Origin of the sequence: Allopontixanthobacter sp. (assembly GCF_034376665.1) — a bacterium.
GTDB lineage: Bacteria > Pseudomonadota > Alphaproteobacteria > Sphingomonadales > Sphingomonadaceae > Allopontixanthobacter.
The window spans coordinates 1-22,118 of sequence record NZ_JAXMJI010000047.1; the positions used below are offsets into that span (position 1 = coordinate 1).

Annotated in this window: 22 protein-coding genes; 11 read left to right on the forward strand and 11 right to left on the reverse strand. The window is 60.2% G+C overall.

Annotated features, from left to right (window positions below; all coding sequences use genetic code 11):
- Nucleotides 1–139: 139 nt before the first annotated feature.
- The 4 genes from U0988_RS04825 to U0988_RS04840 all read right to left on the reverse strand — a co-directional run bounded on the left by U0988_RS04825 (nucleotide 140) and on the right by U0988_RS04840 (nucleotide 4,346).
- Nucleotides 140–367 (reverse strand): hypothetical protein, encoded by a 228-nt coding sequence (locus U0988_RS04825; protein WP_322291507.1) that lies wholly within the window; start codon nucleotides 365–367, stop codon nucleotides 140–142.
- Nucleotides 367–2,409 (reverse strand): phage tail tape measure protein, encoded by a 2,043-nt coding sequence (locus U0988_RS04830; RefSeq protein WP_322291508.1) that lies wholly within the window; start codon nucleotides 2,407–2,409, stop codon nucleotides 367–369. The genes U0988_RS04825 and U0988_RS04830 overlap by 1 nt, the downstream gene beginning before the upstream one ends.
- Before the next feature lie 63 nt (nucleotides 2,410–2,472).
- Nucleotides 2,473–2,955 carry an HK97-gp10 family putative phage morphogenesis protein gene (locus tag U0988_RS04835; protein ID WP_322291509.1) on the reverse strand — a complete coding sequence of 161 codons (483 nt, stop codon included), beginning with the start codon at nucleotides 2,953–2,955 and terminating at the stop codon, nucleotides 2,473–2,475.
- A 98-nt stretch (nucleotides 2,956–3,053) separates the two neighbouring features.
- Nucleotides 3,054–4,346 carry a phage major capsid protein gene (locus U0988_RS04840; RefSeq protein ID WP_322291510.1) on the reverse strand — a complete coding sequence of 431 codons (1,293 nt, stop codon included), beginning with the start codon at nucleotides 4,344–4,346 and terminating at the stop codon, nucleotides 3,054–3,056.
- Nucleotides 4,347–4,380: 34 nt separating this feature from the next.
- On the opposite strand from U0988_RS04840, the gene U0988_RS04845 reads away from it, so the two are divergent.
- Nucleotides 4,381–4,644: a hypothetical protein gene (locus tag U0988_RS04845; protein WP_322291511.1), complete on the forward strand. Its 264-nt coding sequence runs from the start codon at nucleotides 4,381–4,383 to the stop codon at nucleotides 4,642–4,644.
- Nucleotides 4,645–4,659: 15 nt separating this feature from the next.
- Here U0988_RS04845 and U0988_RS04850 read toward each other — a convergent pair whose 3' ends face one another.
- The 3 genes from U0988_RS04850 to U0988_RS04860 all read right to left on the reverse strand — a co-directional run bounded on the left by U0988_RS04850 (nucleotide 4,660) and on the right by U0988_RS04860 (nucleotide 6,274).
- Nucleotides 4,660–4,908, reverse strand: a complete 249-nt coding sequence (locus tag U0988_RS04850; RefSeq protein WP_322291512.1) for a hypothetical protein — start codon at nucleotides 4,906–4,908, stop codon at nucleotides 4,660–4,662.
- Nucleotides 4,901–5,311 (reverse strand): hypothetical protein, encoded by a 411-nt coding sequence (locus U0988_RS04855; RefSeq protein WP_322291513.1) that lies wholly within the window; start codon nucleotides 5,309–5,311, stop codon nucleotides 4,901–4,903. The genes U0988_RS04850 and U0988_RS04855 overlap by 8 nt, the downstream gene beginning before the upstream one ends.
- A gap of 582 nt (nucleotides 5,312–5,893) precedes the next feature.
- Nucleotides 5,894–6,274, reverse strand: coding sequence for a hypothetical protein (locus tag U0988_RS04860; RefSeq protein ID WP_322291514.1), 381 nt, complete (start codon nucleotides 6,272–6,274; stop codon nucleotides 5,894–5,896).
- A 420-nt stretch (nucleotides 6,275–6,694) separates the two neighbouring features.
- On the opposite strand from U0988_RS04860, the gene U0988_RS04865 reads away from it, so the two are divergent.
- A complete protein-coding gene (locus U0988_RS04865) occupies nucleotides 6,695–8,266 on the forward strand; it encodes a site-specific integrase (RefSeq protein WP_322291515.1) in 1,572 nt (523 codons plus the stop codon).
- Here U0988_RS04865 and U0988_RS04870 read toward each other — a convergent pair.
- The 3 genes from U0988_RS04870 to U0988_RS04880 all read right to left on the reverse strand — a co-directional run bounded on the left by U0988_RS04870 (nucleotide 8,263) and on the right by U0988_RS04880 (nucleotide 12,126).
- Nucleotides 8,263–9,075 (reverse strand): hypothetical protein, encoded by an 813-nt coding sequence (locus tag U0988_RS04870; RefSeq protein ID WP_322291516.1) that lies wholly within the window; start codon nucleotides 9,073–9,075, stop codon nucleotides 8,263–8,265. The two genes, U0988_RS04865 and U0988_RS04870, sit on opposite strands and share 4 nt — an antisense overlap.
- Nucleotides 9,076–9,765: 690 nt before the next feature.
- Nucleotides 9,766–10,779: a hypothetical protein gene (locus U0988_RS04875; protein ID WP_322291517.1), complete on the reverse strand. Its 1,014-nt coding sequence runs from the start codon at nucleotides 10,777–10,779 to the stop codon at nucleotides 9,766–9,768.
- Nucleotides 10,780–11,409: 630 nt separating this feature from the next.
- A complete protein-coding gene (locus tag U0988_RS04880) occupies nucleotides 11,410–12,126 on the reverse strand; it encodes a recombinase family protein (RefSeq protein WP_322291518.1) in 717 nt (238 codons plus the stop codon).
- A 318-nt stretch (nucleotides 12,127–12,444) separates the two neighbouring features.
- Between U0988_RS04880 and U0988_RS04885 the strand changes: the two genes are divergently transcribed.
- The 4 genes from U0988_RS04885 to pssA all read left to right on the forward strand — a co-directional run bounded on the left by U0988_RS04885 (nucleotide 12,445) and on the right by pssA (nucleotide 16,338).
- The gene (locus U0988_RS04885; protein WP_322291519.1) at nucleotides 12,445–13,314 is read left to right on the forward strand and encodes a serine protease; all 870 of its coding nucleotides are present in this window, start codon (nucleotides 12,445–12,447) and stop codon (nucleotides 13,312–13,314) included.
- 224 nt (nucleotides 13,315–13,538) lie between these two features.
- Nucleotides 13,539–14,669 carry a beta-ketoacyl-ACP synthase III gene (locus tag U0988_RS04890; RefSeq protein ID WP_322291520.1) on the forward strand — a complete coding sequence of 377 codons (1,131 nt, stop codon included), beginning with the start codon at nucleotides 13,539–13,541 and terminating at the stop codon, nucleotides 14,667–14,669.
- 101 nt (nucleotides 14,670–14,770) lie between these two features.
- On the forward strand, nucleotides 14,771–15,523 hold the full coding sequence (locus tag U0988_RS04895) for a phosphatidylserine decarboxylase (RefSeq protein WP_322291521.1): 753 nt from the start codon (nucleotides 14,771–14,773) through the stop codon (nucleotides 15,521–15,523).
- A gap of 14 nt (nucleotides 15,524–15,537) precedes the next feature.
- Nucleotides 15,538–16,338 carry a CDP-diacylglycerol--serine O-phosphatidyltransferase gene (pssA, locus tag U0988_RS04900; RefSeq protein ID WP_322291534.1) on the forward strand — a complete coding sequence of 267 codons (801 nt, stop codon included), beginning with the start codon at nucleotides 15,538–15,540 and terminating at the stop codon, nucleotides 16,336–16,338.
- On the opposite strand, the gene U0988_RS04905 is transcribed toward pssA, so the two are convergent.
- Nucleotides 16,295–16,567 carry a hypothetical protein gene (locus U0988_RS04905; RefSeq protein WP_322291522.1) on the reverse strand — a complete coding sequence of 91 codons (273 nt, stop codon included), beginning with the start codon at nucleotides 16,565–16,567 and terminating at the stop codon, nucleotides 16,295–16,297. The two genes, pssA and U0988_RS04905, sit on opposite strands and share 44 nt — an antisense overlap.
- Before the next feature lie 371 nt (nucleotides 16,568–16,938).
- Here U0988_RS04905 and rpsB point away from each other — a divergent pair, with 371 nt between their 5' ends.
- The 5 genes from rpsB (at nucleotide 16,939) to U0988_RS04930 (ending at nucleotide 22,101) form a co-directional block, all read left to right on the forward strand.
- Nucleotides 16,939–17,688, forward strand: coding sequence for a 30S ribosomal protein S2 (rpsB, locus tag U0988_RS04910; protein WP_322291523.1), 750 nt, complete (start codon nucleotides 16,939–16,941; stop codon nucleotides 17,686–17,688).
- 113 nt (nucleotides 17,689–17,801) lie between these two features.
- Nucleotides 17,802–18,728: a translation elongation factor Ts gene (tsf, locus tag U0988_RS04915; protein WP_322291524.1), complete on the forward strand. Its 927-nt coding sequence runs from the start codon at nucleotides 17,802–17,804 to the stop codon at nucleotides 18,726–18,728.
- A gap of 208 nt (nucleotides 18,729–18,936) precedes the next feature.
- Entirely contained in the window at nucleotides 18,937–19,692 is a 756-nt protein-coding gene (locus tag U0988_RS04920) for a sulfite exporter TauE/SafE family protein (RefSeq protein ID WP_322291525.1), read from the forward strand.
- A 431-nt stretch (nucleotides 19,693–20,123) separates the two neighbouring features.
- Entirely contained in the window at nucleotides 20,124–21,452 is a 1,329-nt protein-coding gene (locus U0988_RS04925) for a TrkH family potassium uptake protein (RefSeq protein WP_322291526.1), read from the forward strand.
- The gene (locus U0988_RS04930; RefSeq protein WP_322291527.1) at nucleotides 21,442–22,101 is read left to right on the forward strand and encodes a TrkA family potassium uptake protein; all 660 of its coding nucleotides are present in this window, start codon (nucleotides 21,442–21,444) and stop codon (nucleotides 22,099–22,101) included. Before U0988_RS04925 ends, U0988_RS04930 begins: the two co-directional genes overlap by 11 nt.
- Nucleotides 22,102–22,118 lie beyond the last annotated feature (17 nt).

The following is a 22,118-nucleotide window of genomic DNA, read 5'->3' on the forward strand; positions in this document are numbered from 1 at the left end:
GAAGCGGGCGCAAGGCGCCTGTAATGGGCTGGAAGCCATAGCTCGTCTCCACAATAGACGGTTGTTGGTCAGGGCCGATCAGCTGTTAGCGCAGCAGATCGGCCTGCATCCGGATCGCACAATCTGATTCCCGCGTCAATCAATCCGTTGCGCGGATCGCCTCGACCAGGGCGGCCCAGTGAACCGGAGCCAGCAACTCGGTCTGATCATCGATTGGCAGTTTCAGGCCGATGGCATGGCCTGCCGCAAATCCCGCCGCCGCATCAAATTTACGGAAATAGCGAGACTTGTAACCCTTGCCGCCGATTGCGGGCCAGCGAACGCGGATCCGCCTGAATGAACTGTGCGAGACTTCGATCGTATTCATCAGCCGATGCTCCCGCCTGGCGTGACCGGCCGAGCGGCATCACGGCGCGTCCGGCTCGATGCTGCATTCATCATCCCCGGCGCTGCTGCCTGGAATATTTGAACCGTCTGTCCGGCGCTCTTCTGCAGCCACTCCGCTTCGAGACCGGGACCTAGGCGAATTGCCAGTTCGCCGCGCCCGCCGCTCATCATCGACTTAAGATTATCATTGCTGCCAACTTGCGAACCGCGGGGAAGGTTCAGCAGTTCCGGCCCGCGTTCGCCGACAATCGCCATGCCGCCGGGGTGGAAGCTGGTGCCGTTCGCATAGCCGGGCACCTTGGCAAGGTTGGTCTGGATGCTCTTGCCGAGCAAGCCGACACTGCCCAGCTGCGTGAACAGGCCCAGCGCCGCGCCAAGGATATCGAGGAACCCGCCGCCCTTGATCGAACTGGTCAGCCGCTGCAGCGAGCCGATCGTGTCCTGTGCCATGTCGGCAAAGCTTTTCGCGATGCGGACGGTTTGTGCTTTCGTCTTGTCCGCGGCGAGGCCGAGCGCCTTCTCGACCTTGGCTATACCCTTGGCAATCTGATCTGCGGTGACGAGCGGGCTATCGCCGCCCGCCAGCGCCCTGACCGGCAACGCGGCCCCGATGCCGCCATCGCTGCGCAGGGTCGCCAGCGCCCGCCGACGGGCTTCGTCCGCCGTTGAGCCGTCCAGCCCCCCGCCCGCAGCTCCGGCTTTCTCCGCCCGGTCGATGAGGTTTAGCATATCGCGATAACCGCGCATCTGTTCGGCTTCGGGGAACAGGTCTGCCAGCAGGCCGCGCACTTCCTGCGCCATCGCGCGAAACGCTTCCTTGGTCCCTGCCGTGGTGCGGTTCGCCACGTCCACCATCACACTGTCGAGCCTGCCCATCTGCTGGGCAATGTCGTCAACCATGTCGGGAATGTAGGACCGGCGAGTTACCTTGTCCCAGAGGTCGAAGAAGGCATTGCGGACCATCTCGACTTTTTCGGTGACGGTATTCCAAACCCCGTTGAGGCGATCGACAATCCACGTCTTCACGCCCTGGTACATTTGCTGCGTCCAGTTTACAGTCGACCGAACCGCAGAGGCCATGATTTCAGGAATTCTGCCGACAGCCACGCCAATCTGCTCAATTACCTGCTCAAAGAACTTCGGGACCGCGCGCCAGTTTTCGCGCGCTTGTGCCGCGCCTTCCGCGTTAAATCGGTCGAATTCGTCGACCCATGTCTGCATTCTCGAGCTGGCATCGATCAGCGTTAGCTTCAGGTCGCCAACCGACTGTTCGTAGGTCAGCAGCGCGTCGGCATTTTCGAGCAATTTTTTATTCTGCTGCGCCGTGATCTGAAAATTGAGCGCGGCCAGCTTGTCGGCCACTTCGTCGGCCTTCGCGATGTCGCTTTCTGACAGAATGATTCCCAGCTTGTGGGCCGCGCCGGTCAGTCGATCGACGCCAGCGGCACCTTCACCGAGCAACGCGGCCAGCTTCTGCCCGGACCGACCGAACAGATCGACCGTGATCGCTGCCCGTTCGGCATCGCTCCCGACCTTTTTGAGACCTTCGGCGATCAGCGGCATGGCCTCGCCAGCGCCGATAACTTCGCCCTTGCTGTTGCGTACTGCGATACCCAGCTTTTCGAGCGCCTTGAGCGGTTCCTTCACGCCCTGGGCGGCATCGCCCAGACGCCTGGTCAACTGCGCGAGCGCATCATCCACCTGTGTTTGCTCGATATTTACTTGTGTTGCTGCAAATCTGAATTCCTGCAGCGCAGTCGTGGTGACGCCCAGCGCTTTTGCTTCTTCGCCCAGATTTCCGGCCGCATCGATCGCCGCGCGGCTCATGTCCTTGATCTTGTTCGCCACTGCCAGCAGGGCCATGCCGCCCAGGGCTGCGCCAACTTGCTGCACCGCCTTGCGCGCGCTCGCCATGTTCCGCTGCATCGCGGTCGTTTCCTTGTTCGCGCGGCGAACACCGTTCTGATATTCTGCGGTGTCGAGACCCAACTTAACCAGCAGACCTGCAAGCAACGTAGCCATGTCATTCTCCTAATATCGGCAGTGCGGTTCAGATCCTCGCGCCGGACGGGCGGATCATCCCGCTCATTTCAATTTCTTCGCCAGGCGCTGCAGGGTACGATCGAGCGCAGCCTTGAGTTCTTTGCCAATGCGATCTGGGGTGCTGCCTTTCTCGCTGTCCCAGGCGGGAAGCATGAATGGGTTTGCCGCCATTTTCGGCGTTCCGAATTCCTGAATTACCGCCACGCCGACAACGCCGGGATCCCGGTACTGTCCACCCGACTGCTTGCCGACCATCGCGGGCGGCTGCACATTCATGTCGATGCCGACGCTCAGCCAGACCTGCTGCCCGTCGCTGCCCTTGCGCCGGCGCGTGGCGCCCGCCTTGATCGCATCGCGAAGGTTGCCCTGGTCCTGCGGGACCATCGACTTGGCCTTGTCCACGATCGGGCGCGCCGCTTTCCGAAGCGCCGCCTGCCCCACCCGGCGCGCTGACAGCTCCGTTTCCAGTTGCTTCAGCTTCGCCTCGAGCTCTTTGCCGCCGATGAATTCAAGGCTGCCAGTCATGCCAAACTCCCATTCTAGGACAAGGTTGACCGCCGACGGTAGGAAATGGACCGTCGGCGGCCTTGACCCGACTTACTCAAGGCCGGGCACCTATCGGGTCAGGCGACGTTGCCGAAGTCGCCGTAGCTGAGCGCGAGAGGCTGCTTGATCGCCAGCCCCAGGCGGCTTTCGCAGCGGATCGTCACCATGTTCTTGACGAAATTGTCACCATCCTCGGTGGACAGCGCCACGGTCGGAGCCTGCCGGTCGTACAGCGTCGCGGCCCGCATGAAGTCCCCCACGAGGAACTTGTCGACCGTCATTGCCGTAGTCGGCACCACGGGCAGCCCGAACAGGCTGGGCGGCACCGGCGCTTGCGGATCCCCGAGAATGTATTTGCCATCCGCATCTTTGAGCATCCGCATCCGCATCCAGTCGGTAGGATGGATCACAATGCCGTTTGCCAGGAACTCGGCGAGACCGACCTGCAGGATTGCCAGCCCAATCTTGTCGATCATGTTCTCGCCGGCCGGAGCGAACTCCGCAGCGTAAGCCGTGCTGTTGGTGATCAGCCCGTTGAGGTTGACCCCCACTCCGCTCCCATTGAGCAGCTGCACATCCTCGGCCAGGGCGAGGCCGTAGCGCAGTTCCCCATCGATGATGCTGGACAGCTGCGGCGCATCGTCCAGCACCTGGACGCTCGCCTTAGTCCAATGCGCGATCGTGCGCATCGGCAGGTTTGCCAATTCCCAGGTATAATCCGATTCCGGCTTGAGCGCCGCCTCGGCCACCGGCGCGGCGTTATTGGTGCGGGCCGTTTGATCAACGTATTCGACCGAACCGGAGTTCGTGTTGATCCCGTTGAGCAAATCTCGAATGCGCGGCAGACGCCCGGGAAGGGCGTTAACCGTCGGATCACGCATCGCTTCTGCCATTGCGCCTGCGCTGGCAGTTCCCGAGGTGATCGACTTGACTTCGATCCGAGCGCGGGCGGGCTGGCTGGTTTTGATCGCCGACATGGCCTTGACCTCGTCGCTGTCCGCAACCTGCTGGCCCCAGCTGGGCTCAGCACGGCCGCCACTGCCACCACGTGCGGCCTTTTGTTCCACGTCCTCCAGACGGCATTTCAAAGAATTGAAGACATCCGCCGTTTCCTTTGCCAGCTCGGCGGCAGTTTTTGTGTGCGTGCTAGCAGTGTGACCCGGCCCGCGAAGGAACCGGCCAGAGCGCCGCTCTGCCGCGCTCATGATCATCCGCCCGCCACCGGCAGCGGCAAAGGTGGACAGGCCGGTCGCGGCCAGCATCATGCTGCCGCCATCCCCAGCGAAGGCCGGACTTGCACCAACGGCCAGAAATAGCGCGGCGGTCAGGGCAAGCGCCAACATAACCACGCAAACGGAGTAGGTTTTCATTGCGAATTTCATAACTCTTCACCTCAAGACGGTGTTGAAAACGGATCGCAAAGGTTGGGAGCAAGGGCTGCAACTATCTGCGATCGGGACAAAGGAACGGGCGCGCATTGCGCCGCTCAAAATTCAAAAGCGCTCCGCGATGGAGAGCCTGCTGAAATCCTCAAACCGCTCTGAATATCTCCAGATCGGAACAAGGTTTGTCACTGATCGCCCCGGCCTCACGCCGGTAAGTTTGCAGCGGCACCACAAGCCTCACGCTTGTCGATGCCGGATCGTTCTGCTTCCGTTCGCGAAATAGCGCAATACCCTAAATTCATTTTCCACCATTTGCGGCCCGACGCGCTGCCTCGATGAATTCCGGCCCGGTGCGATCGACCAGGTCAGCCTGCGCTCGCAGAAACGCCGACGTTGGCCCTACGCCATCCGCCAGCATCATCGATTCCGCCGCTGCCGATATCACCGCCACCGATACCGAGCGCCTTGCCACCCCAGAAATCAGCATCGATCCAATCCATTCACGTGCCTTCGCCGCAACTTCGCGTGTTTCCTGTAGATCACTCATTTTCCGTTCCTTCGCTGTTTGCCTGGACGCGCCGGCGCCAGACCTCGGATTTCGATTGCAATTCGGCGGGATAATTCAGCCGCAGTGTCGGACCCGTGATCCGAAGCGCCGCCGCTATGGCCGGTTGCGCCATTCCCTCGCCGTGCAACTGCGCGACCAAGGCGCGGCTCTCGACCGTCGGCAAATGTCGCGGACGTCCGGATTTTCCGAGGCGGGGCTGAATGGGATGCCCGAGCAAGTCGAGCTGCAATTTAATCGAAGTTTTGGCGGCGTAATCTGCGGTAGCAGGATCGCCTTGCGCGCCCCCTCCTGTTTGCCCAGGCATCGCCACGGAAGCCTTGTCGGCTGCTGAGATATCATCGACGCTGCCCGCGTCGGTGCCGGTGCTCCTGCCCGCGCTCACAGACCAGACCTTTCCTGAAAACTCACTCGGTCGCTAAAAAATCTCTGAATGAGAGGGACAGTGGTCTGGGGGCAAACCGGTTCACAGACTTTCGACCACCCCCCAACACGCAGCCCCTGCCACACCGCCCGGCGCAAGTCAGACTGGCCCGGGGGCAGCGCTGCGACGGAAGCGGGATCGGTCAGGCAAGCCGCGACGTGTTGTTGGAGCAGATTGCCGCGCTGGCAGAACCCAAATGCTCCACGTTCAACCTTTCGCTCCATTGCGAAACTTGAGCAAAAGCAAGCTAACTCAATTACTTGCCCTACTTCTTCTTCAATTAAATGGATTAAATGGATGAATGGAGTTGTAAAACGCACCGCTAATGCGCGCCCGCGCCCGCACACACGAGGGGCCGCAATCGCGGCTCCAATTCTCCACACGCGCAGAAATCCGCCGAAAACCGGCTCCATTTGGCAAATTCGTTTGATCCAAACCGCCCCAAATGGAGGCAAACCGCTCCAAATCATGGCAAAAAGCAGTGCCAGCGAGCAGTGGGAAGCGCGGGCGCGACCGACTGGTTTGGTGTCGATCGGCAAGCCATCACAGCAGCGGGCCCTTCTGCTCGCCGACCAATGTTAGGTCAAGCCACCAATGGCCGTTGCTGACCACCTGCCGAAAGCCGCGCGCCGTCATCGCTCGGTAGAATCCTACTAGCGACAGCTTTTCCGCCCCATGCTGCGCGCACCAGGCGCAATATGTACGGTACAGCGGCATCGCTCGACACCGGGCACCGGAGGCGGGCCGGGTTGCCTTTGCAAGGAATGGGCCAACCGTATCTAGGTCAGGCTCTTTCATCCGAAAGGAGCGGCTAATCTTCTCCATCGCGGGGATGGGGTCAGTGGATCTTCGTCCGAGGCGGAGGATAAGCGCCATCTCGCCATCGATCGAGACTAGCTCGAACGCTGCTAAGTCAAGTTTCATCACGAACTCCTGGGCAAAGTAGACTGCAAAGGGAGGGATGCGTCAGGCCGCAACGGACCAAGCTGAGTAACTTATCGTCACCGGAGCCCAACGAATTCCGCGCCACCCGGCCCCCGGGTTTGGTAGGCAGCGCGCTTGGTCCAATTGGATCTGCGAGAAGTTTCTCTATTTTTGCCTTCATAACCGGCGTGCCGCGCAACATTTCTCGCGGCAGTTTCACCGGCTTTTTTGGTTCGCCATCATGGGCCAGACGCCGCAGGTTCTCGTGGCCCCACAAGGGTGGGTTCGCCAACCTAGGTCTTTGATCTACAACGGAAAGGGTATTCCAGCCCTGTCCACCACTTGCCTCCAAGCCGTTGAAAGACAAGGAAACCGCGGAAAATCAGTGGCTTTGTCCTGATCGGGTGCTACAATCGTAGCATGAAGGATGACCCCTTGTACCTCCACAAAAACCCACATGGCGTTTACCATTACCGCCGCCCCGTCGTCGCTGAGGATCAAGTCTTCTGGCTCGGTCTGAGCGGTTCACCGAAAAAGGAGTGGAGTCGTCCGCTTCGCACGAAAGACCGCCGTGGGGCGATTGCATGCCTTGCCGACGCGGCCGACCTTTACGATGCGGAGCGGGAGGCGCAGCTAGAGCGCTACCGTGCCCAGAGCCTCCCAGAAAGCAACCTGCAGACCGAAAGGGAGCGCGAGGAAAGAGAGGCTGGCGAGGCAAAGGTGGCAGCGCAGAAGGCCCGCAGAGAGGCCCGGAAAGAATTGAGGGTCGAGCGCCGCCATCGGCTCCAGATGAGCACGGCGGAGCTGTCGCCCGAGGAGGCGGCTTGGCATGATCTTGTGCAAGAAAGTCGTGTCGAGCTGGAACAGCTCCGCGCCGCGGTGGAAGGACAGAGGGCCGCAAATGCCACGATAGCGGTTCAAGGCGGAGCAGCTTCCCAGAGCAGGGAAAGGCCGACTATCGAGACCCTCATTGCGGCCTACCAAGCGGACAAGTCTCCCGGTTGGAGCGGCTCCAGCAAAAAGGCCGTCGTTCCCGTATTTCGTGCGCTGCAGGATATGTTCGCCGGTCAAGCGCTCCAGAGTATCTGCCGTCAAGACGCGCGTGCGTTTGTGAGTGTTCTGGAGGCCCTGCCAACGCAGATAGGTAAGCGGCGCGAGTTTGCAGGGTTGACTGTGCAGGAAGCCGTTGAGAAAGGGAGGGTGCTTGGTCTACCCACTATCAAGCCAAAGACGATCAACGACGGATACATCATGCACGTCGCCGCTATGTTTAATTGGGCGGTGAAAGAGCAGTGGATTCTTTCCACTCCGTTCTCCGGCCTCAATGTGCATGACCCGGTGGACGACAGCGAGCGGCGGGACCCTTTCACCGCCGAACAGCTCCAAACGTTGTTCACGCAAGCGCCGTGGAACGCCCCTTGGGCGATTGGCCCAGAAAAGCCGGGTTCATACTGGGTGCCCTTGCTGTGCCTATTCCACGGTCTACGAAACGGAGAGGCGGCAGGGCTGCGTGTCGAAGACATAGATGAGGAGGACGGGGTGCCGGTGCTCCATGTGCGCCCCTATGACGGGCGAACGGTAAAGACAGCAGGCTCCCGCGGAACTCTGCCGATTCATCCCGAGCTGCTCCGTCTGGGCTTTCTGAGCCACGCCGCAGCGCGCCGGGCAGTCGGGGAGCTGCTCCTATTCCCCGAGGGTGTAGCGAACAGTCGGGGGCAGGTGGGTGCCAAGCTGGCCGAGCGTTTCAGCAACCGGGTTAAGCGGCTAGGCTTTGAGGGGCGCAAGCTGGGGATGCACTCTTTTCGGCACAACTTTGAAGACCGGTTGCGCGCGGCGGAGTTGGCGGAAAGAACGGCGCTTGCATTGGCGCGCCGTACGGAGAGCGGGTCCAGCCGCATTTATGGCGAGGGCCTGTCAGCTCGGCAAAAGGCTGCTGCGCTGGCCAAGGTCGAGTATCCCGGCCTGCACCTTGACCACCTGCAACCAAGTTAAGCCGAATCGCTTGTGCGCGGATTGTTCAAGCCTTTCTCCGCGAACCACCATTCGTCTCCATTTTCAACAAACTTCCGGGCAGCCTCAAAAGAGGTTGTCGCCTTGCTCTTGTCAACGCTACCTGTCCGCCCGCTGTGGACCAATCCGTTGCGCGTTTCGAACAGCTTGTGGACCGCACCCGCAGCCTTAATGCCAGTGAGTTTTTCCCATCGACCAATGATCGCCTGTGCAGCGATGCGATCAATGAGGTCCCCAGCCGCAGCGTTTGGAGGATTTCCCGCTAAATGGCTGAATGCCGCTCTCGCCATGGTCTCGCACGCAATGGCGCTCGATAAGACACTGCCGGAGTAATCCTGGTCAGCTAGGCGATGGCTGGCTTCAACCAAATACTCAAACCAGATTGGAGGAGTGTGGCCCGCCACCAGAACACGTCCGATGTGATCCCACTTTTTCTCGTCGATCTCGGCTGCTCGCTTAAATTGAGTAACTACGGTGGATGCCCAGATACCGAACCCGCTCTGCTTCTCGTAAAGGCGCGCCATCTTTAGGTCTGGCGCCCCGTCAACTTCCCAATCAGTTACACCTATGGCGTGCTGATCGGTCGCCCATCGCGCGACCTTCATCCAGTGCCGCAAAGCGCCCGCGAGTAAGTCATCGCAGTCGTTAGTCAATTTTTCGAGGTGGGGTGCGGCCTTGTCCGCTTCCGGTGACTTCCTGACCGCAGGATGGCGCAGCAATTCCTTAGGGATCTTCACGCGTTTGGGTACGTCGATCTCAACATTCACATATTCGAGCTGATAATAGGACACTTCTGGCCGAGGGTCGTTTGCCCATCCGTTCCGGAAACTAACCACGTTAGCGTTCGCACCAGTAGGTTCAGCACTTCCTTCCGCAAATTCCGCTGAGGGTAGTGCAATCCGTGCGGCGTGACCTGAATAGGGAAACTCCTGGGATCGACCCAGTAGGCAGCCCGAAAACAATGTACCCACGCATAGGCCCCGGCCACGGGCAAACAAGCTGGCGTTAATCATCTGTTCCGACATTGCGCCGGAGAAACATGGATTGGGTTTTCACACAATGACGGGGGGCCGCCAGTCCCCCGGTTAAACGCTCATCGCCCGCTTCCCGCATCGCAGTGATAAACGGGGTGACGTAGGGCAGGTTGCTACCCGCAGCGACCGGATAGCCCCGTGCAGGTCTTCGCCTATAATGCCGTTCCAAAGGTCATTCGCCAGACCCGCGCCGGCGCCACAACGCCGCAAAATAGCTGCTCGCTGCGCTCGCCGCGTGGGCCGTATCTGTCGCCCAGCGCCTCTCCTCAGTCTCCGCCGTAGTTGGAGGGGGTGCTCAGTCTCGCGTCCATAATGTCTCCGGAAAGATCCGCCAACGATGCGTAGTTAACGTGGCACGGAAAAGCATCGGCGGTGCGAGGTTGACCGCGGGGCTCGATATCGTTTCTATGTCGTGGGGTGCGGCGGTTGGGTTTGGCTGCAAGGTACTCAGCCAGCATCTCTCCCCCGAGAATTGGAGCGGGCGGTTGGCAAGTCATGTTGTCCCAGTGGATCGGTGATGGCGAGAGGGTCAAGCCCGTCCGGGATAACCGGCGCCTCGGCGTTGCGTCGGACAGCGGTCATGGCCCTGATGCGCTCCGACAGGTTAGGGGTTTCGTCCGGGGACAATCTCCCGGAGGGTTGTTTGACCGCTTTATCAGCTTGGGGGCAATGCTCCGGGAGGACCGCTGCAAGCGCGCCACTCCTGACCTCGGTTTCAGGGATTGGGGGCAATGCTCCTATACTCTTATAGAGTAGTGTTGGGAGGGTTTCTCGGGGGTCAGCTTGGACAAGCCCGGTCAGGGATAGGAACTCCCCGAGGGCATCCAAGCGGATGCGAGGCCGCGATCCTTCGACCGTCAGCCGGATGCACTCGTGGCCATTGTGCTGCTCGATTGCGAAGGAATGACAACCTATGGCCAGCATCCCGCCTGAGCGGGTCCCCCAAGCGCCCATTGGCACGGCAGCTCCTCCGGCTACAACTTTCGCCGCCTTCACGGCTTTGCGCACACTGGAAATCGTCTTTGCCTGCCGCACGTCTAGATGAGCGCCGCGCTGGGAGAATAGCTCGGCCAGCTTTCGCAGCAAAGCGGCGGGCAGCGGCTTGCTGAAATGGTTGGCGGGGTTGAAGCTGGAGCCTAGCTTGCAGTTCAACCGCCCAACGTCTGCCCGGTTGGATTGTGCCACGGCGGTCTCGCTGTCGAACCACTCGTTGACCATGTTCGCGAGTGCGGCGGGGTAGCCTTTTGGCTTTCGTCTATAGGCGACCGGAGCGGAGTGGATGAGGAGCGGCACAGCTTCGTGGAAGCGGGCCTTGTAGGCGTTCGCTCCGGAGATGCCGTGATACAGGGTAATTGAGCGAAGTTGGCGCTGATGGTGCTTCATTCGCTCTGCAAGGGTCAGCGAAGCTAGGTCAAGCTCATGGCTAATTCCTTCGGGGACCAGCGGCAGTTTATCTGTCATGTTTCTCCTTTGCTGGCGGGATCGTCGCCAGTGGTTACAGGGGGGTTGTCAGCGCGCCGCGCGGGGCACGTAAATGGGTGGAAGGTTCTCGTCTGGATTGTCTGCTTTGAAGCGAGACATAGCGGCGGCGGTGACTGCCGCTCGGCCAGAGGGGCTTCGGATTGCCCAGTTCGGGGTCGGTAGGTCCATAAGGTCGATCAGAGCGCGCGCAGCGGCCAAGCGGTGGCCGTTGCCAGTAAAGTAGTCGGCTACGCGGGGGTCCGCTAAGCGGTCGGCAGCAGCCATTAAAGATTGCCGGTCCCCTTCGGGGTCGTTGTAATCGGTCAAAGAGTGATCCTTCGGTGAGTAGATTGGAGTGACAAAATATGAGGTAGAGAGCCCCCGCACACGTCAGCGGAGAGAAAGGAGATCGCTCAGCGCATCGAGCCACCCCGGTGATGAACGCTGTGGGCAGCCCGCGCCTCACTGGGTTTCATCACGGGGCACTGAGTGGAAACGCCAAGCCATCATGAGGACAGACCGGCAAGGCGCTGAGAAGCAGGCGACGAAACGCGTCGCTTGTTCTAGACGGTATCAATTCACGGAGACGGCGGTTTTGCGTCGTTCGCCATATAATGCCGCGGGGCTTACCTATCGAGCGTTGACCTCCACGACATTGTCAGTTGCCTGCATCACACGATCCACCTGTGTGGCCTGCCAGCGCCCCCCGCGGCGCGTCCGGACGCCCTGCTCATTCAATGCCTGGGCAATTTGTGACAGGCTCGTAGTGCCCGATGACTGTATCTCAGAGATCGCCTGCCGAACGCTGGTATTGAAGGCGCGGGCCTTGTCCTGCTTGGCTGCCGTTCCGAGGGTGTGGTCTACCGGCTGCCGGGGTTGCCCGTACAGGGGATGGTCCTCGCGGTACTCCCGCCATCCCCCCAGCTTGGTGCCCCGCGCCTTAGCCGCGGCAAGTGCATCCTTAGTCCGCCTGCTGATTGCTTTCCGCTCGTGCTGGGCCATAGCTGCCATGATGTGGATTGTAAGCTCGTTGGCTTCGGGCATATCCGCCGCAACGAACTTGGTGCCTGCTTCCTGTAGAGTGGCGATGAAGGCGACATTGCGGGAGAGCCTGTCCAGCTTGGCGACAAGCAGGGTTGCCCCGGTCAGCTTGCAGCGGTTAAGCGCCTTTACCAATTCCGGCCGGTCATCCCGCTTGCCGCTCTCAATCTCCTCATAAGGCGGTTGGAGCAACCTATCACCCACCCGAAGGAAAGCATTGATTGCTGCCTCTTGGGCCTCCCGACCTAGGCCGCTCCTGCCCTGCTTTACCGTCGAAACCCTCAAATATGCGACATAGTCTGTCATCGTTCATCGCTCCACAATCACTTATTACGTTCGTGACTACGCTCGTTGTCTGAATTGTAAAGACCGATTTTCGTGAGGCTGACTGGTCCGGCCTCTCGGGCCCACCTCGGGGTCAGCGGCCCTGTCGTCGTCATGGCGGCAGAGGGTTGCCATGTGTGCGGCGGGACGCAGGAGACCCCCCCACGGGGGTAAAGCCGCGCATACAAGGTCAGAGGTCCCGCCCCGCATCGACGCGCTAATTTCAGGTCGCAAGAGCAGCCGCGTTCCGCCGCGAAGGTAGAGCTGGCGTGATGGGACGCCGCGCCGTATGGGCAACGAATGTCTTACTCTCCTGTCGTCGGCGGCCATCACGGCGTCGGTTTTCCGCTCCAATTCCCTAGTGCCAAGATTACCGACGTTTCCCTAAGCACTACCCTCGTCGAGCAGCTTTCTCCGGCGGATGACAATGTAGTGATTTCTCACGGGACAGGTTTCTTTTGGCGTCACGGTACGGACGTATTTCTGATTACCGCTCGGCATGTAGTGACCGGGCGCGATCCGTTCACCAATGAGCCCATGTCAAATAAGGGGTTTCTCCCCGAGCGCTTCCGGTTCTATCCCACTATAGAAGTCTCACCGGATCGCTGGGGCCGCGCCACGGTCCGGCTGGATTTTGCTACAGATGAGCCAACAAACTGGCTGGAGGACCCGGAGTTCGAGCGATTAAGAACGGACATCGCCGCACTGAAAGTTACTTCTCTTTCGGGTGTCCTAGGGCGGAAAATTAAGTGCCTCAACGATGAACCGTCCAACTTCTCCGACATCATGTCTTCGGTTGGTTTTGAGTGCTCAATAATCGGATTTCCGCAGGCCAATGTAGGCGGACTGATGACGCCTATTTGGCGAAGGGGTACTCTTGCCTCCGAGCCTCTCCTTCCGGTCGATAGTAAGCCGATGTTTCTGCTCGATGCTTCCACAAGCCCAGGCTTTTCCGGCGGACCGGTGTTCAGACGCCACATTGGACCGGCACCCACCATTGACGCTGACGGGTCCGTCGAGGTCAAACTCGACGCGGTGGTCACGATGAGCTTTGTAGGTGTCTACGCTGGTCGGCTGAGCCACTCCCATTTTGGCGGAGAGGTGCCGTTCGTTTTCTACGGTAATCGCATTCCAATTATCCTTGGAGCAGCAGCAACCCTGCCAAGCTGATTGCCTTGCGCACACTGCTACAACGGGCTACTACAATGCCCCCAGCGCCCTTTTGGTAAGCTTCTGGTTTTGCGTGTTTTCTAAGTGGATCCCGGCAATCCAGCCCTGTCCACCACTTGCCTCCCGATGAATGTTGCGAGTTTCAGGCGTTCTTTAGCGAGTTTTGATCCGCTCACTTGTCGACAGGCCTTGCTCCGATCTGGCCGGACAGATATTCACGGCCGATGCCACAAACCCACCACCCCGTAATTTCCTCGACAGGCTTGTTCACCCCCAAGGATAGCATCTCGAATGCCGAATTGGTTGCCAGCTACAATTCTTATGTGGAATTGCATAATCGGCAGCACGCGGCAGAGATCGTCCGTGGAGAGATCCTGGAGCTTCAGCCCAGCTCGGTCGAATTCATCGAGAAGGCGAGCGGGATAAAGGCACGCCATGTCATGGCGAAGGAACCCGTGCTTGATCCCGGGATCATGGCGCCGCGGTGGCAGGAACGCGGCAACGACGAACTTTCGATGATGGCGGAAATCGGCGTCAAGGCTGCGCGGCGGGCGCTGGAGCGGGCGGGGCGCTCACCGGGCGATGTCGATGCAGTGCTGTGCGCCGCATCCAATATGGAACGTGCCTATCCCGCGATGGCGATCGAAATACAGCAGGCTCTGGGTATCGACGGGTTTGCGTTCGATATGAATGTTGCCTGTTCATCCGCCACCTTCGGAATTCAGACCGCTGCCGATTACGTCCGGTCCGGCAACGCCAGATCGGTTCTGGTGGTGAGCCCGGAAATCACCAGCGGTCATCTCAACTGGCGCGACAGGGACAGTCATTTCATCTTCGGGGACGTCGCCACCGCCGTGCTGGTGGAAGATTCTTCGATTGCTCCGGACCAGCACTGGGACATTCTCGGGACCAAGTTGAAGACGGTGTTTTCGAACAACATCCGCAACAATTTCGGTTTTCTCAATCGCGCCGATCCGGACAAGGCCAACAATCCCGACAAGCTGTTCATCCAGGAAGGCCGGAAGGTTTTCAAAGAGGTGGTGCCGCTGGTTGCCAGCATGATCCTTGCCGAAGCGGACCGGCTGGATATCGACCCAGCGGGATTGCGGCGGCTGTGGCTGCATCAGGCAAATGCCGGGATGAACCGCCTGATCGCACAGCGCGTGCTCGGCCACGAGGCGGACGACGATGAAAGCCCGACCGTGCTCGACACATATGGCAATACGTCGAGCGCCGGGTCGATCATTGCCTTTCATCTGCACAGCGACGACCTTGTGGCGGGCGACGTGGGACTGATCTGCAGTTTCGGTGCGGGCTATTCGGCCGGGACAGTTTTCGTGCGGAAGGTTGCTTGACCCGCGAATGCGATGGTTGCCAATCACGCGCTGGCGCTGTTTTCCCTAGTCGGGGCGCTTGAACGCTTGTCGCTTTCGGCGTCAGTCCCTAGGTAAGAAGGATGGCCGGAGAACTTCTCGACAACAAGGGCCGGGGCGATGCGGCGTGGCAATGGCCCGCGATCCACCCCGAAGGACGCAAGATTGGCCTGATTGCGACTGCAGTCAGTCTGGCATTTCTGCTTATCTTCGACTGGGAAATCATCGGCTGGCCGCTGCTGGCACTGAGCGGCGGAGTATTCGCGTTCTTTCGTGATCCCGAGCGGGTGGTGCCCCAGGGCGACACCTGTATCGTCTCTCCGGCGGATGGCATCGTTTCGGCGATCGCAGTGGTCGAGCCACCTGTGGAATTGCAAGGCGACGACGGCACGGGAGTGCTCGGTTTGCCATCGGGGGCGGTGGTCCGGATCTCGATCTTCATGAGTGTGTTCGATGTCCATATAAACCGCGCTCCGATCGGCGGCATGGTGCGGCGGCTGGTGTACATACCCGGAAAGTTCATGAATGCGGATCTCGACAAGGCTAGCGAAGAAAACGAGCGCCAGCACATTCTCATGGAACGCGGTGACGGTGTGGCGATCGGATTTACCCAGATCGCCGGTCTTGTAGCGCGGCGGATCGTACCCTTTGTGAAGCCGGGTGACATGGTTGCGGTGGGGCAGCGCGTCGGCCTGATCCGATTCGGCAGCCGGGTAGACGTTTATCTGCCCGCAGGCACCGACGCGAAGGTATTGGTCGGCCAGAAAATGGTCGCAGGAGAGACCGTTCTCGCAGAGCTTGGCAAGCAGCAATTGCTGGAAGGTATTGCGCATTGAACGATGACGCGCGGATAGGACCCAGGTCCGACGAACACGAAATTCCGCAAGGCCGAGCCCCACGGGGGCTCTCGTTGCGGGCGGTCGTGCCTAACGCGATTACTGCGGCCGCGCTGTGTTCTGGGCTCACGGGGATTCGCTTTGCGATATCGGGCGATTGGCCGGAGGCGATCTATGCCGTGATCCTGGCCGGAGTGCTCGACGGGATTGACGGGCGGATCGCCCGTCTGCTCAAGGCCCAGTCGCGCTTCGGGGCGGAACTGGATAGTCTGGCTGATTCGCTTTCCTTCGGCATGGCGCCGGCGTTGATCCTGTATCTCTGGACGCTGCAGGAGATCCCGCGGATCGGGTGGTTCGCGTCGCTGGCATTTGCCATATGTTGCGCGCTGCGTCTGGCCCGGTTCAACGCCCAGATCGATACTGATGACCAGCCGCACAAATCCGCCGGCTTTCTTACCGGCATTCCCGCGCCCGTCGGAGCTGGCCTCGCTTTCTTGCCGTTCTACCTGTGGATGGCCACCGGGGAGGAATTGTTCCGTAATCCGGTGGCGATGAGTATCTGGATGGCCTTGATCGCGTTCCTGATGATTTCCAACGTGGCAACCCTTAGTTGGGCATCCCTGAGGCCGCGGCGCAACGTCCGGTTGGAACTGATCGCGCTGGTCGGGATCGTCTTTGCCGCTCTATTGCTCGAACCGTGGTGGACCCTGGCGATTATTTCCGCCGGATACATGGTGCTGATGCCCTACGGAGTGATCAAATACGGCCGGATCAAGCGGCAGCGCGCAGTTTCGGCTCTCTCCGCCGGCCAATAACGCGCGGCGCGGCGCCGCGAACGGTCCCGCGCATCCTGAAGGTAGGTTCCGGCTGGCAGCGCTCGGACTGGACGACCTTGTACATGATGGAAACATACTGTTCGTTGCAGCGGACGTGCGCACTGAGGGCGCGGTAGGCGGCGAGGCCGCGCAATCCGCTGTCGGTAAGCACGGCTACCGATAAAACGGCCACTGCGGCGAAGAAGGCGACAATCAGAAACCCGGTCATGGTGAACACTTTCTTTCCAGGCCATCAGTCGCATCGGCAAAAGCAGGTGGATGGACTGTGGATAACAAGTGGGAAACTTCAGCTTTGACCTGTTTGTTCCCGATATGATCTATGTTCTTTATTTGTTCCTACGTGTCAAGACCTAACTGGTTCGAATTTTCGGGCCCCGCCTTTTTCCGTGCTGGCATTCTTGGAGAACCCACGCTAAGGGGCCGCATCCGCCGCGATTCCCCTTGCGAAATTTTGTCAGGCCGGGGCGGGTAAATTCACATGGAAAGCGCCACATACCGGTGCCTGCCGCGGGAAAAGAGGTTCGCCTTGGCCGCAACGGGTTCCAGCTTTCCAGAGGAACAACCGGAAGGAATTATCTTATGGCGGCACCTACCGTCTCAATGCAGCAATTGATCGAGGCCGGATCGCATTTCGGCCACCAGACCCACCGCTGGAATCCGCGCATGAAGCCGTATATATTCGGCGCGCGCAACGGTGTTCACATCATCGACCTGTCGCAGACCGTGCCGCTGTTCGCGCGCGCTCTCGACTTCGTCACCGCCACTGCCCGCTCCGGCGGCAAGGTCCTGTTCGTCGGCACCAAGCGCCAGGCGCAGGATCCGATCGCGGAAGCGGCTCGCCGCAGCGGCCAGCATTTCGTCAACCACCGCTGGCTCGGCGGGATGCTGACCAACTGGCAGACCATTTCCGGTTCGATCAAGCGGCTCAAGACGCTTGAAGAACAGCTTTCCGGCGAAATTTCGGGACTGACCAAGAAGGAAGTCCTTCAGCTGACGCGTGAGCGCGACAAGCTCGAAATGTCGCTCGGCGGCATCCGCGACATGGGCGGCATTCCCGATGTGATGTTCGTGATCGACGCGAACAAGGAAGAACTCGCCATCAAGGAAGCCAATGTGCTTGGTATTCCCGTGGTCGCCATCCTCGACACCAATGTCGATCCTTCGGGCATTTCCTTCCCTGTTCCGGGCAATGACGACGCCAGCCGCGCTGTGCGTTTGTATTGCGACGCGATTGCCGATGCGGTCATCGCGGGCAAGGGCGGCGCAGTTGTCGATTCCGGCGTCGATGTCGGCGAAATGGCCGAACCACCGGCGGAAGTCACCGCCTGAGAACGGAGCGGGCGCCGCAAGGAACCCGACCGTCACATTTGCGAATTAGGGCGCCGGACGGGTCAGGAACTGACGGTCCGGCGCTCGAAATCATTTGAAAAAGGATACATCTGATGGCTGCTTACACTGCCGCTGACGTAAAGGCCCTGCGCGACAAGACCGGCGCGGGCATGATGGATTGCAAGAAGGCCCTGGACGAAACCGGCGGCAATGTGGAAGCTGCGGTTGACGCGCTTCGGGCCAAGGGCCTTGCCGCTGCCCAGAAGAAATCGAGCCGGACCGCTGCAGAAGGCCTCGTCGGGGTTGCAGTCGATGGCACGAAAGGCGTTGCGGTTGAGGTCAATTCCGAGACCGATTTCGTCGCCAAGAACGAGCAGTTCCAGGATTTCGTTCTCAAAACCACCGAAGCCGCATTGAACGTATCGGGTGATGACGTCGAAGCGCTGAAATCCGCTGCCTATCCCGGCGGCGGCACGGTGTCCGACAAGCTGACCGACAATGTCGCGACCATTGGCGAAAACCAGCAGGTTCGCCGGCTCAAGAGCGTTTCGGTGAACAGCGGCATTGTGGTGCCTTACGTGCACAACGCCGCGGCAGCCAACCTCGGCAAGATCGGTGTTCTGGTCGCTCTGGAAAGCGAAGCGGGTGCCGATGTCCTCGAACCGCTGGGCAAACAGCTCGCCATGCATATTGCCGCAGCATTCCCGCTGGCCCTCGACGCGGGTGGTCTCGATGCTGACCTGATCGAACGCGAGCGCGCCATCGCGGCGGAAAAGGCTTCCGAGAGCGGCAAGCCCGCCGACGTGCAGGCCAAGATGGTCGATGGCGCGATCAAGAAATTCGCCAAGGAAAACGCGCTGCTCAGCCAGGTGTTCGTGATGGACAACAAGACCACCATCGAAGACGTGGTGGCCAAGGCCGCCAAGGATGCCGGCACCGCGATCACCCTGACCGACTACGTCCGCTTCCAGCTGGGCGAAGGCATCGAGAAGGAAGAAAGCGACTTTGCGGCGGAGGTTGCGGCAGCCGTCAAGGGCTGAGCCGCAGCAAGCTCCCCATTGGAGGATCAAGCGGGCAGGGTGACAGACGTCATCCTGCCCGCTTTCGTTTTTGCTGTCAGCGCGGAGGCAAGAAAGATCTGATACTTCGGGTAGAAGCGCAATTCCGCTTGTGCGCAGACCGGTTTGCCAGCAGTTCCTGTCAAGTGGCGGCGGGAATCATTCCGTCCGTATCCTTGGAGACTTTGCAATGCCGGAGTTTCTTTCCCACACCTTGCTGATCTTCATCCTCGTCGGCTTCGCAGCGCAGCTCGTCGATGGAGCGCTTGGGATGGCGTTCGGGGTGATCTCCACCACCGTCCTGATCAGCCTCGGGGTTCCGCCCGCGGTGGCTTCCGCCGGGGTCCACGCGGCCGAGTGCGTCACCACCGGCGTATCCGGCCTCAGCCATTTGCATCACCGGAACATCGACTGGCAGCTGTTCCGGCGGCTCGCCATCCCCGGGGTGATCGGCGGTATCCTCGGCGCGTATCTGCTGAGCAATGTCGACGCTTCGGTAATCAAGCCCTTCATTCTCGCCTACCTCGCCGCGATCGGACTGGTGCTGATCTACCGCGGCTGGCGCTATCCCCCGCAGCTGAAGGAACCCCGCTTCGTCGCCCCGCTGGGCCTGGCGGGGGGCTTCCTCGACGCGGCGGGCGGCGGGGGGTGGGGGCCGGTGGTTACCTCCAATCTGCTGGTCCAGGGCTCCTCGCCGCGCAAGACGATCGGCACGGTGAACAGCGCCGAGTTTTTCCTGACCGTGGCGATTTCGGTGACGTTCCTGCTGTCGCTCGGGTTTGAAATCGTTACCCAGGCAACGGTCGGCCTGCTGATCGGCGGGGTCATCGCGGCCCCCTTCGGCGCGGTCATCGCCAAGCGCGTTCCCGCCAAGCCGCTGCTGCTGCTGGTGGGCGTGATCCTGACCATCACCAGCCTATACGGAATATACAAGGCGATCGCCTGACCCGTGCCCGCGCAGGGTGACAAAGGTGACACTTCCAACATTTGCTGTCCGCCCCCAAATCCCGCGCATTCCTGCGGGTTTGAGGGGCGAAAGTGACAGTTTCGCCTTTCGGAGAAAATAAAATCCTGCAGCGCCGCGCTTGCCGATAATTTCCTACAGCGACCCGCAGAGACGCAGCCCCTTGGCCCGCCTCTTCGCCCACCCGTCCTTATTCGATTGTCAAATAGCCATCACTTCTTTCCCAGCAATAGCAGGGGGAGCCGATGTAGGAAAACACCGCAGTGCCGCCCATCAAGCGAGGACGGACCGCGGCATTATCGAATGACGCGGGGATAGAATAGCGGGGATCACGGGGCGGCGTGCGCTGCCAACCCTGTTGGCTGTCCAGCAAGACTCTTGCTCGCCGCTGAAACCTGCGCCAAGCACGCCGCATGAGGCTGCTGCGCAATCCGATCCGGCTCGTGCCGAGCCTGTTTGCGCTCGCCATCGCAATCGGAACTCTGCTCCTAAGTTTACCCGTTGCCACTGCTGACGGAATTCGTGCGCCGTTTCTGACTGCCTTGTTTACTGCCACGTCGGCGGTTGCAGTAACCGGTTTGGTGGTGGTCGATACCGGAACCTTCTGGTCGCCCTTCGGCCAAGTGGCGATCCTGTTGATGTTTCAGATCGGCGGCCTCGGTATCATGACGGCGGCAACCCTTTTCGGGGTGATCGCCGGGCGCGGTTTCGGTTTGCATGATCGTATGGCCACGCAGGTCGAGCGCGGACGACTTGAGACCGGCGACGCCCTTTCGGTGCTCAAACTGGTCTTTATCATTACCATCACGGTCGAGGCGATAGTGGCGACAATCCTCGCGGTGCGGATGGCCACCAATTACGATCTGAGCGCAGATAGTGCAATTTGGCATGGAGTCTTCCACGCAGTCAGCGCGTTCAACAACGCAGGCTTTTCGACAAATGCTGACAGCGTGATGGGGTATCAGTCCGATCCGATTATTCTGGTGCCGATCATGCTGGCGGTCATCCTGACAGCGCTCGGCTTTCCGGTGATGCAGGACCTGCGCGACAAGAAATTTGCATGGAGGCGCTGGTCACTGCACTCCAAGGTTACCGTCTGGGGTACGCTCGCACTTCTTGCACTGGGGTTTGCCGCGATTCTGGCGATGGAATGGAACAACGCCGCCACCCTTGGCCCGATGGGCGTGGGGAGCAAGCTGCTCAACGCGGCCTTTCACTCGGTAATGCCGCGCACGGCGGGCTTCAACAGCGTCGATGTCGGCGGCTTCTACGATCAGACGCTGATGGTCAATTACCTCCTCATGTTCATCGGCGGCGGTAGCGCGGGCACCGCTGGCGGGATCAAGGTAACCACATTCGTCGTGCTCTTCGCCATCGTGCTATCCGAAGTGCTTGGGCGGCGCGATGCCGGTTTGTTCAGTCGCCGCTTTGGCAGTGAAGTCGAACGGCAAGCGTTGACCGTGACAGTTCTGGCAGCAAGTCTGATCTTTGCCGCCACCACCTATATCGCTTCAATCACGAACCTTGCGCTGTCCGAAATCCTGTTCGAATGTATTTCGGCTTTTGCGACAGTGGGTCTGTCGACAGGCATCACCGCGGAATTGCCGCCCAGCGCGCAAATTGTGATCGTATTGCTGATGTTTGTCGGTCGGGTAGGGACCATTACCGTCGCCACCGCGCTGGCGGTGGGACGGTCGCCGCGGCCCTATCGTTATCCCAAGGAGAACCTCATTGTCGGTTGATAAGCGCAAACCCGTTCTGGTCGTGGGGCTTGGCCGCTTTGGCGGCGCAGTCGCCCGGACGCTAAGCAATATGGGCAGCGAAGTGTTGGGGGTCGATATGGACCCGCAACTGGTGCAGGAATATGCACCCGATCTGACCAAGGTAGTGGAGGCCGATTGTACCGAAGGGGCGGTGCTCAGGCAGCTGGGTGTTGCCGATTTCGAGGCAGCAGTAGTTGCGATCGGCACTGATCTGGAAGCCAGTGTGCTTACTGTGCTGGCGCTCGCCGATCTGGGGCTTTCCAATATTTGGGCCAAGGCCCACAATGAAAAGCACGCGCGCATCCTTGAACGTATCGGCGCCACTCACGTGGTGTTCCCCGAACAGCGCATGGGCGAGCGAGTGGCGCATTTGCTCAACGAACGATTGCTCGATTTCATTGCATTTGGCGATGAATTCGCCATCGCCCGCCTCTGCGCACCCGAGCCCATTGTCGGTCTGCCGTTGGTTACCAGCGAATGCCGGAAAAAGCATGGGGTGACTGTGGTAGGCGTGAAACGTGCGGGTGAAGCGTTCATTCACGCCATTCCCGACACGATCATTTTCCCCGGCGATGAGTTGGTCGTGTCGGGCAAGATCAAGGATATCGAGCGGTTTTCGGCCGTCTGATTGCATTGGTGCGATCG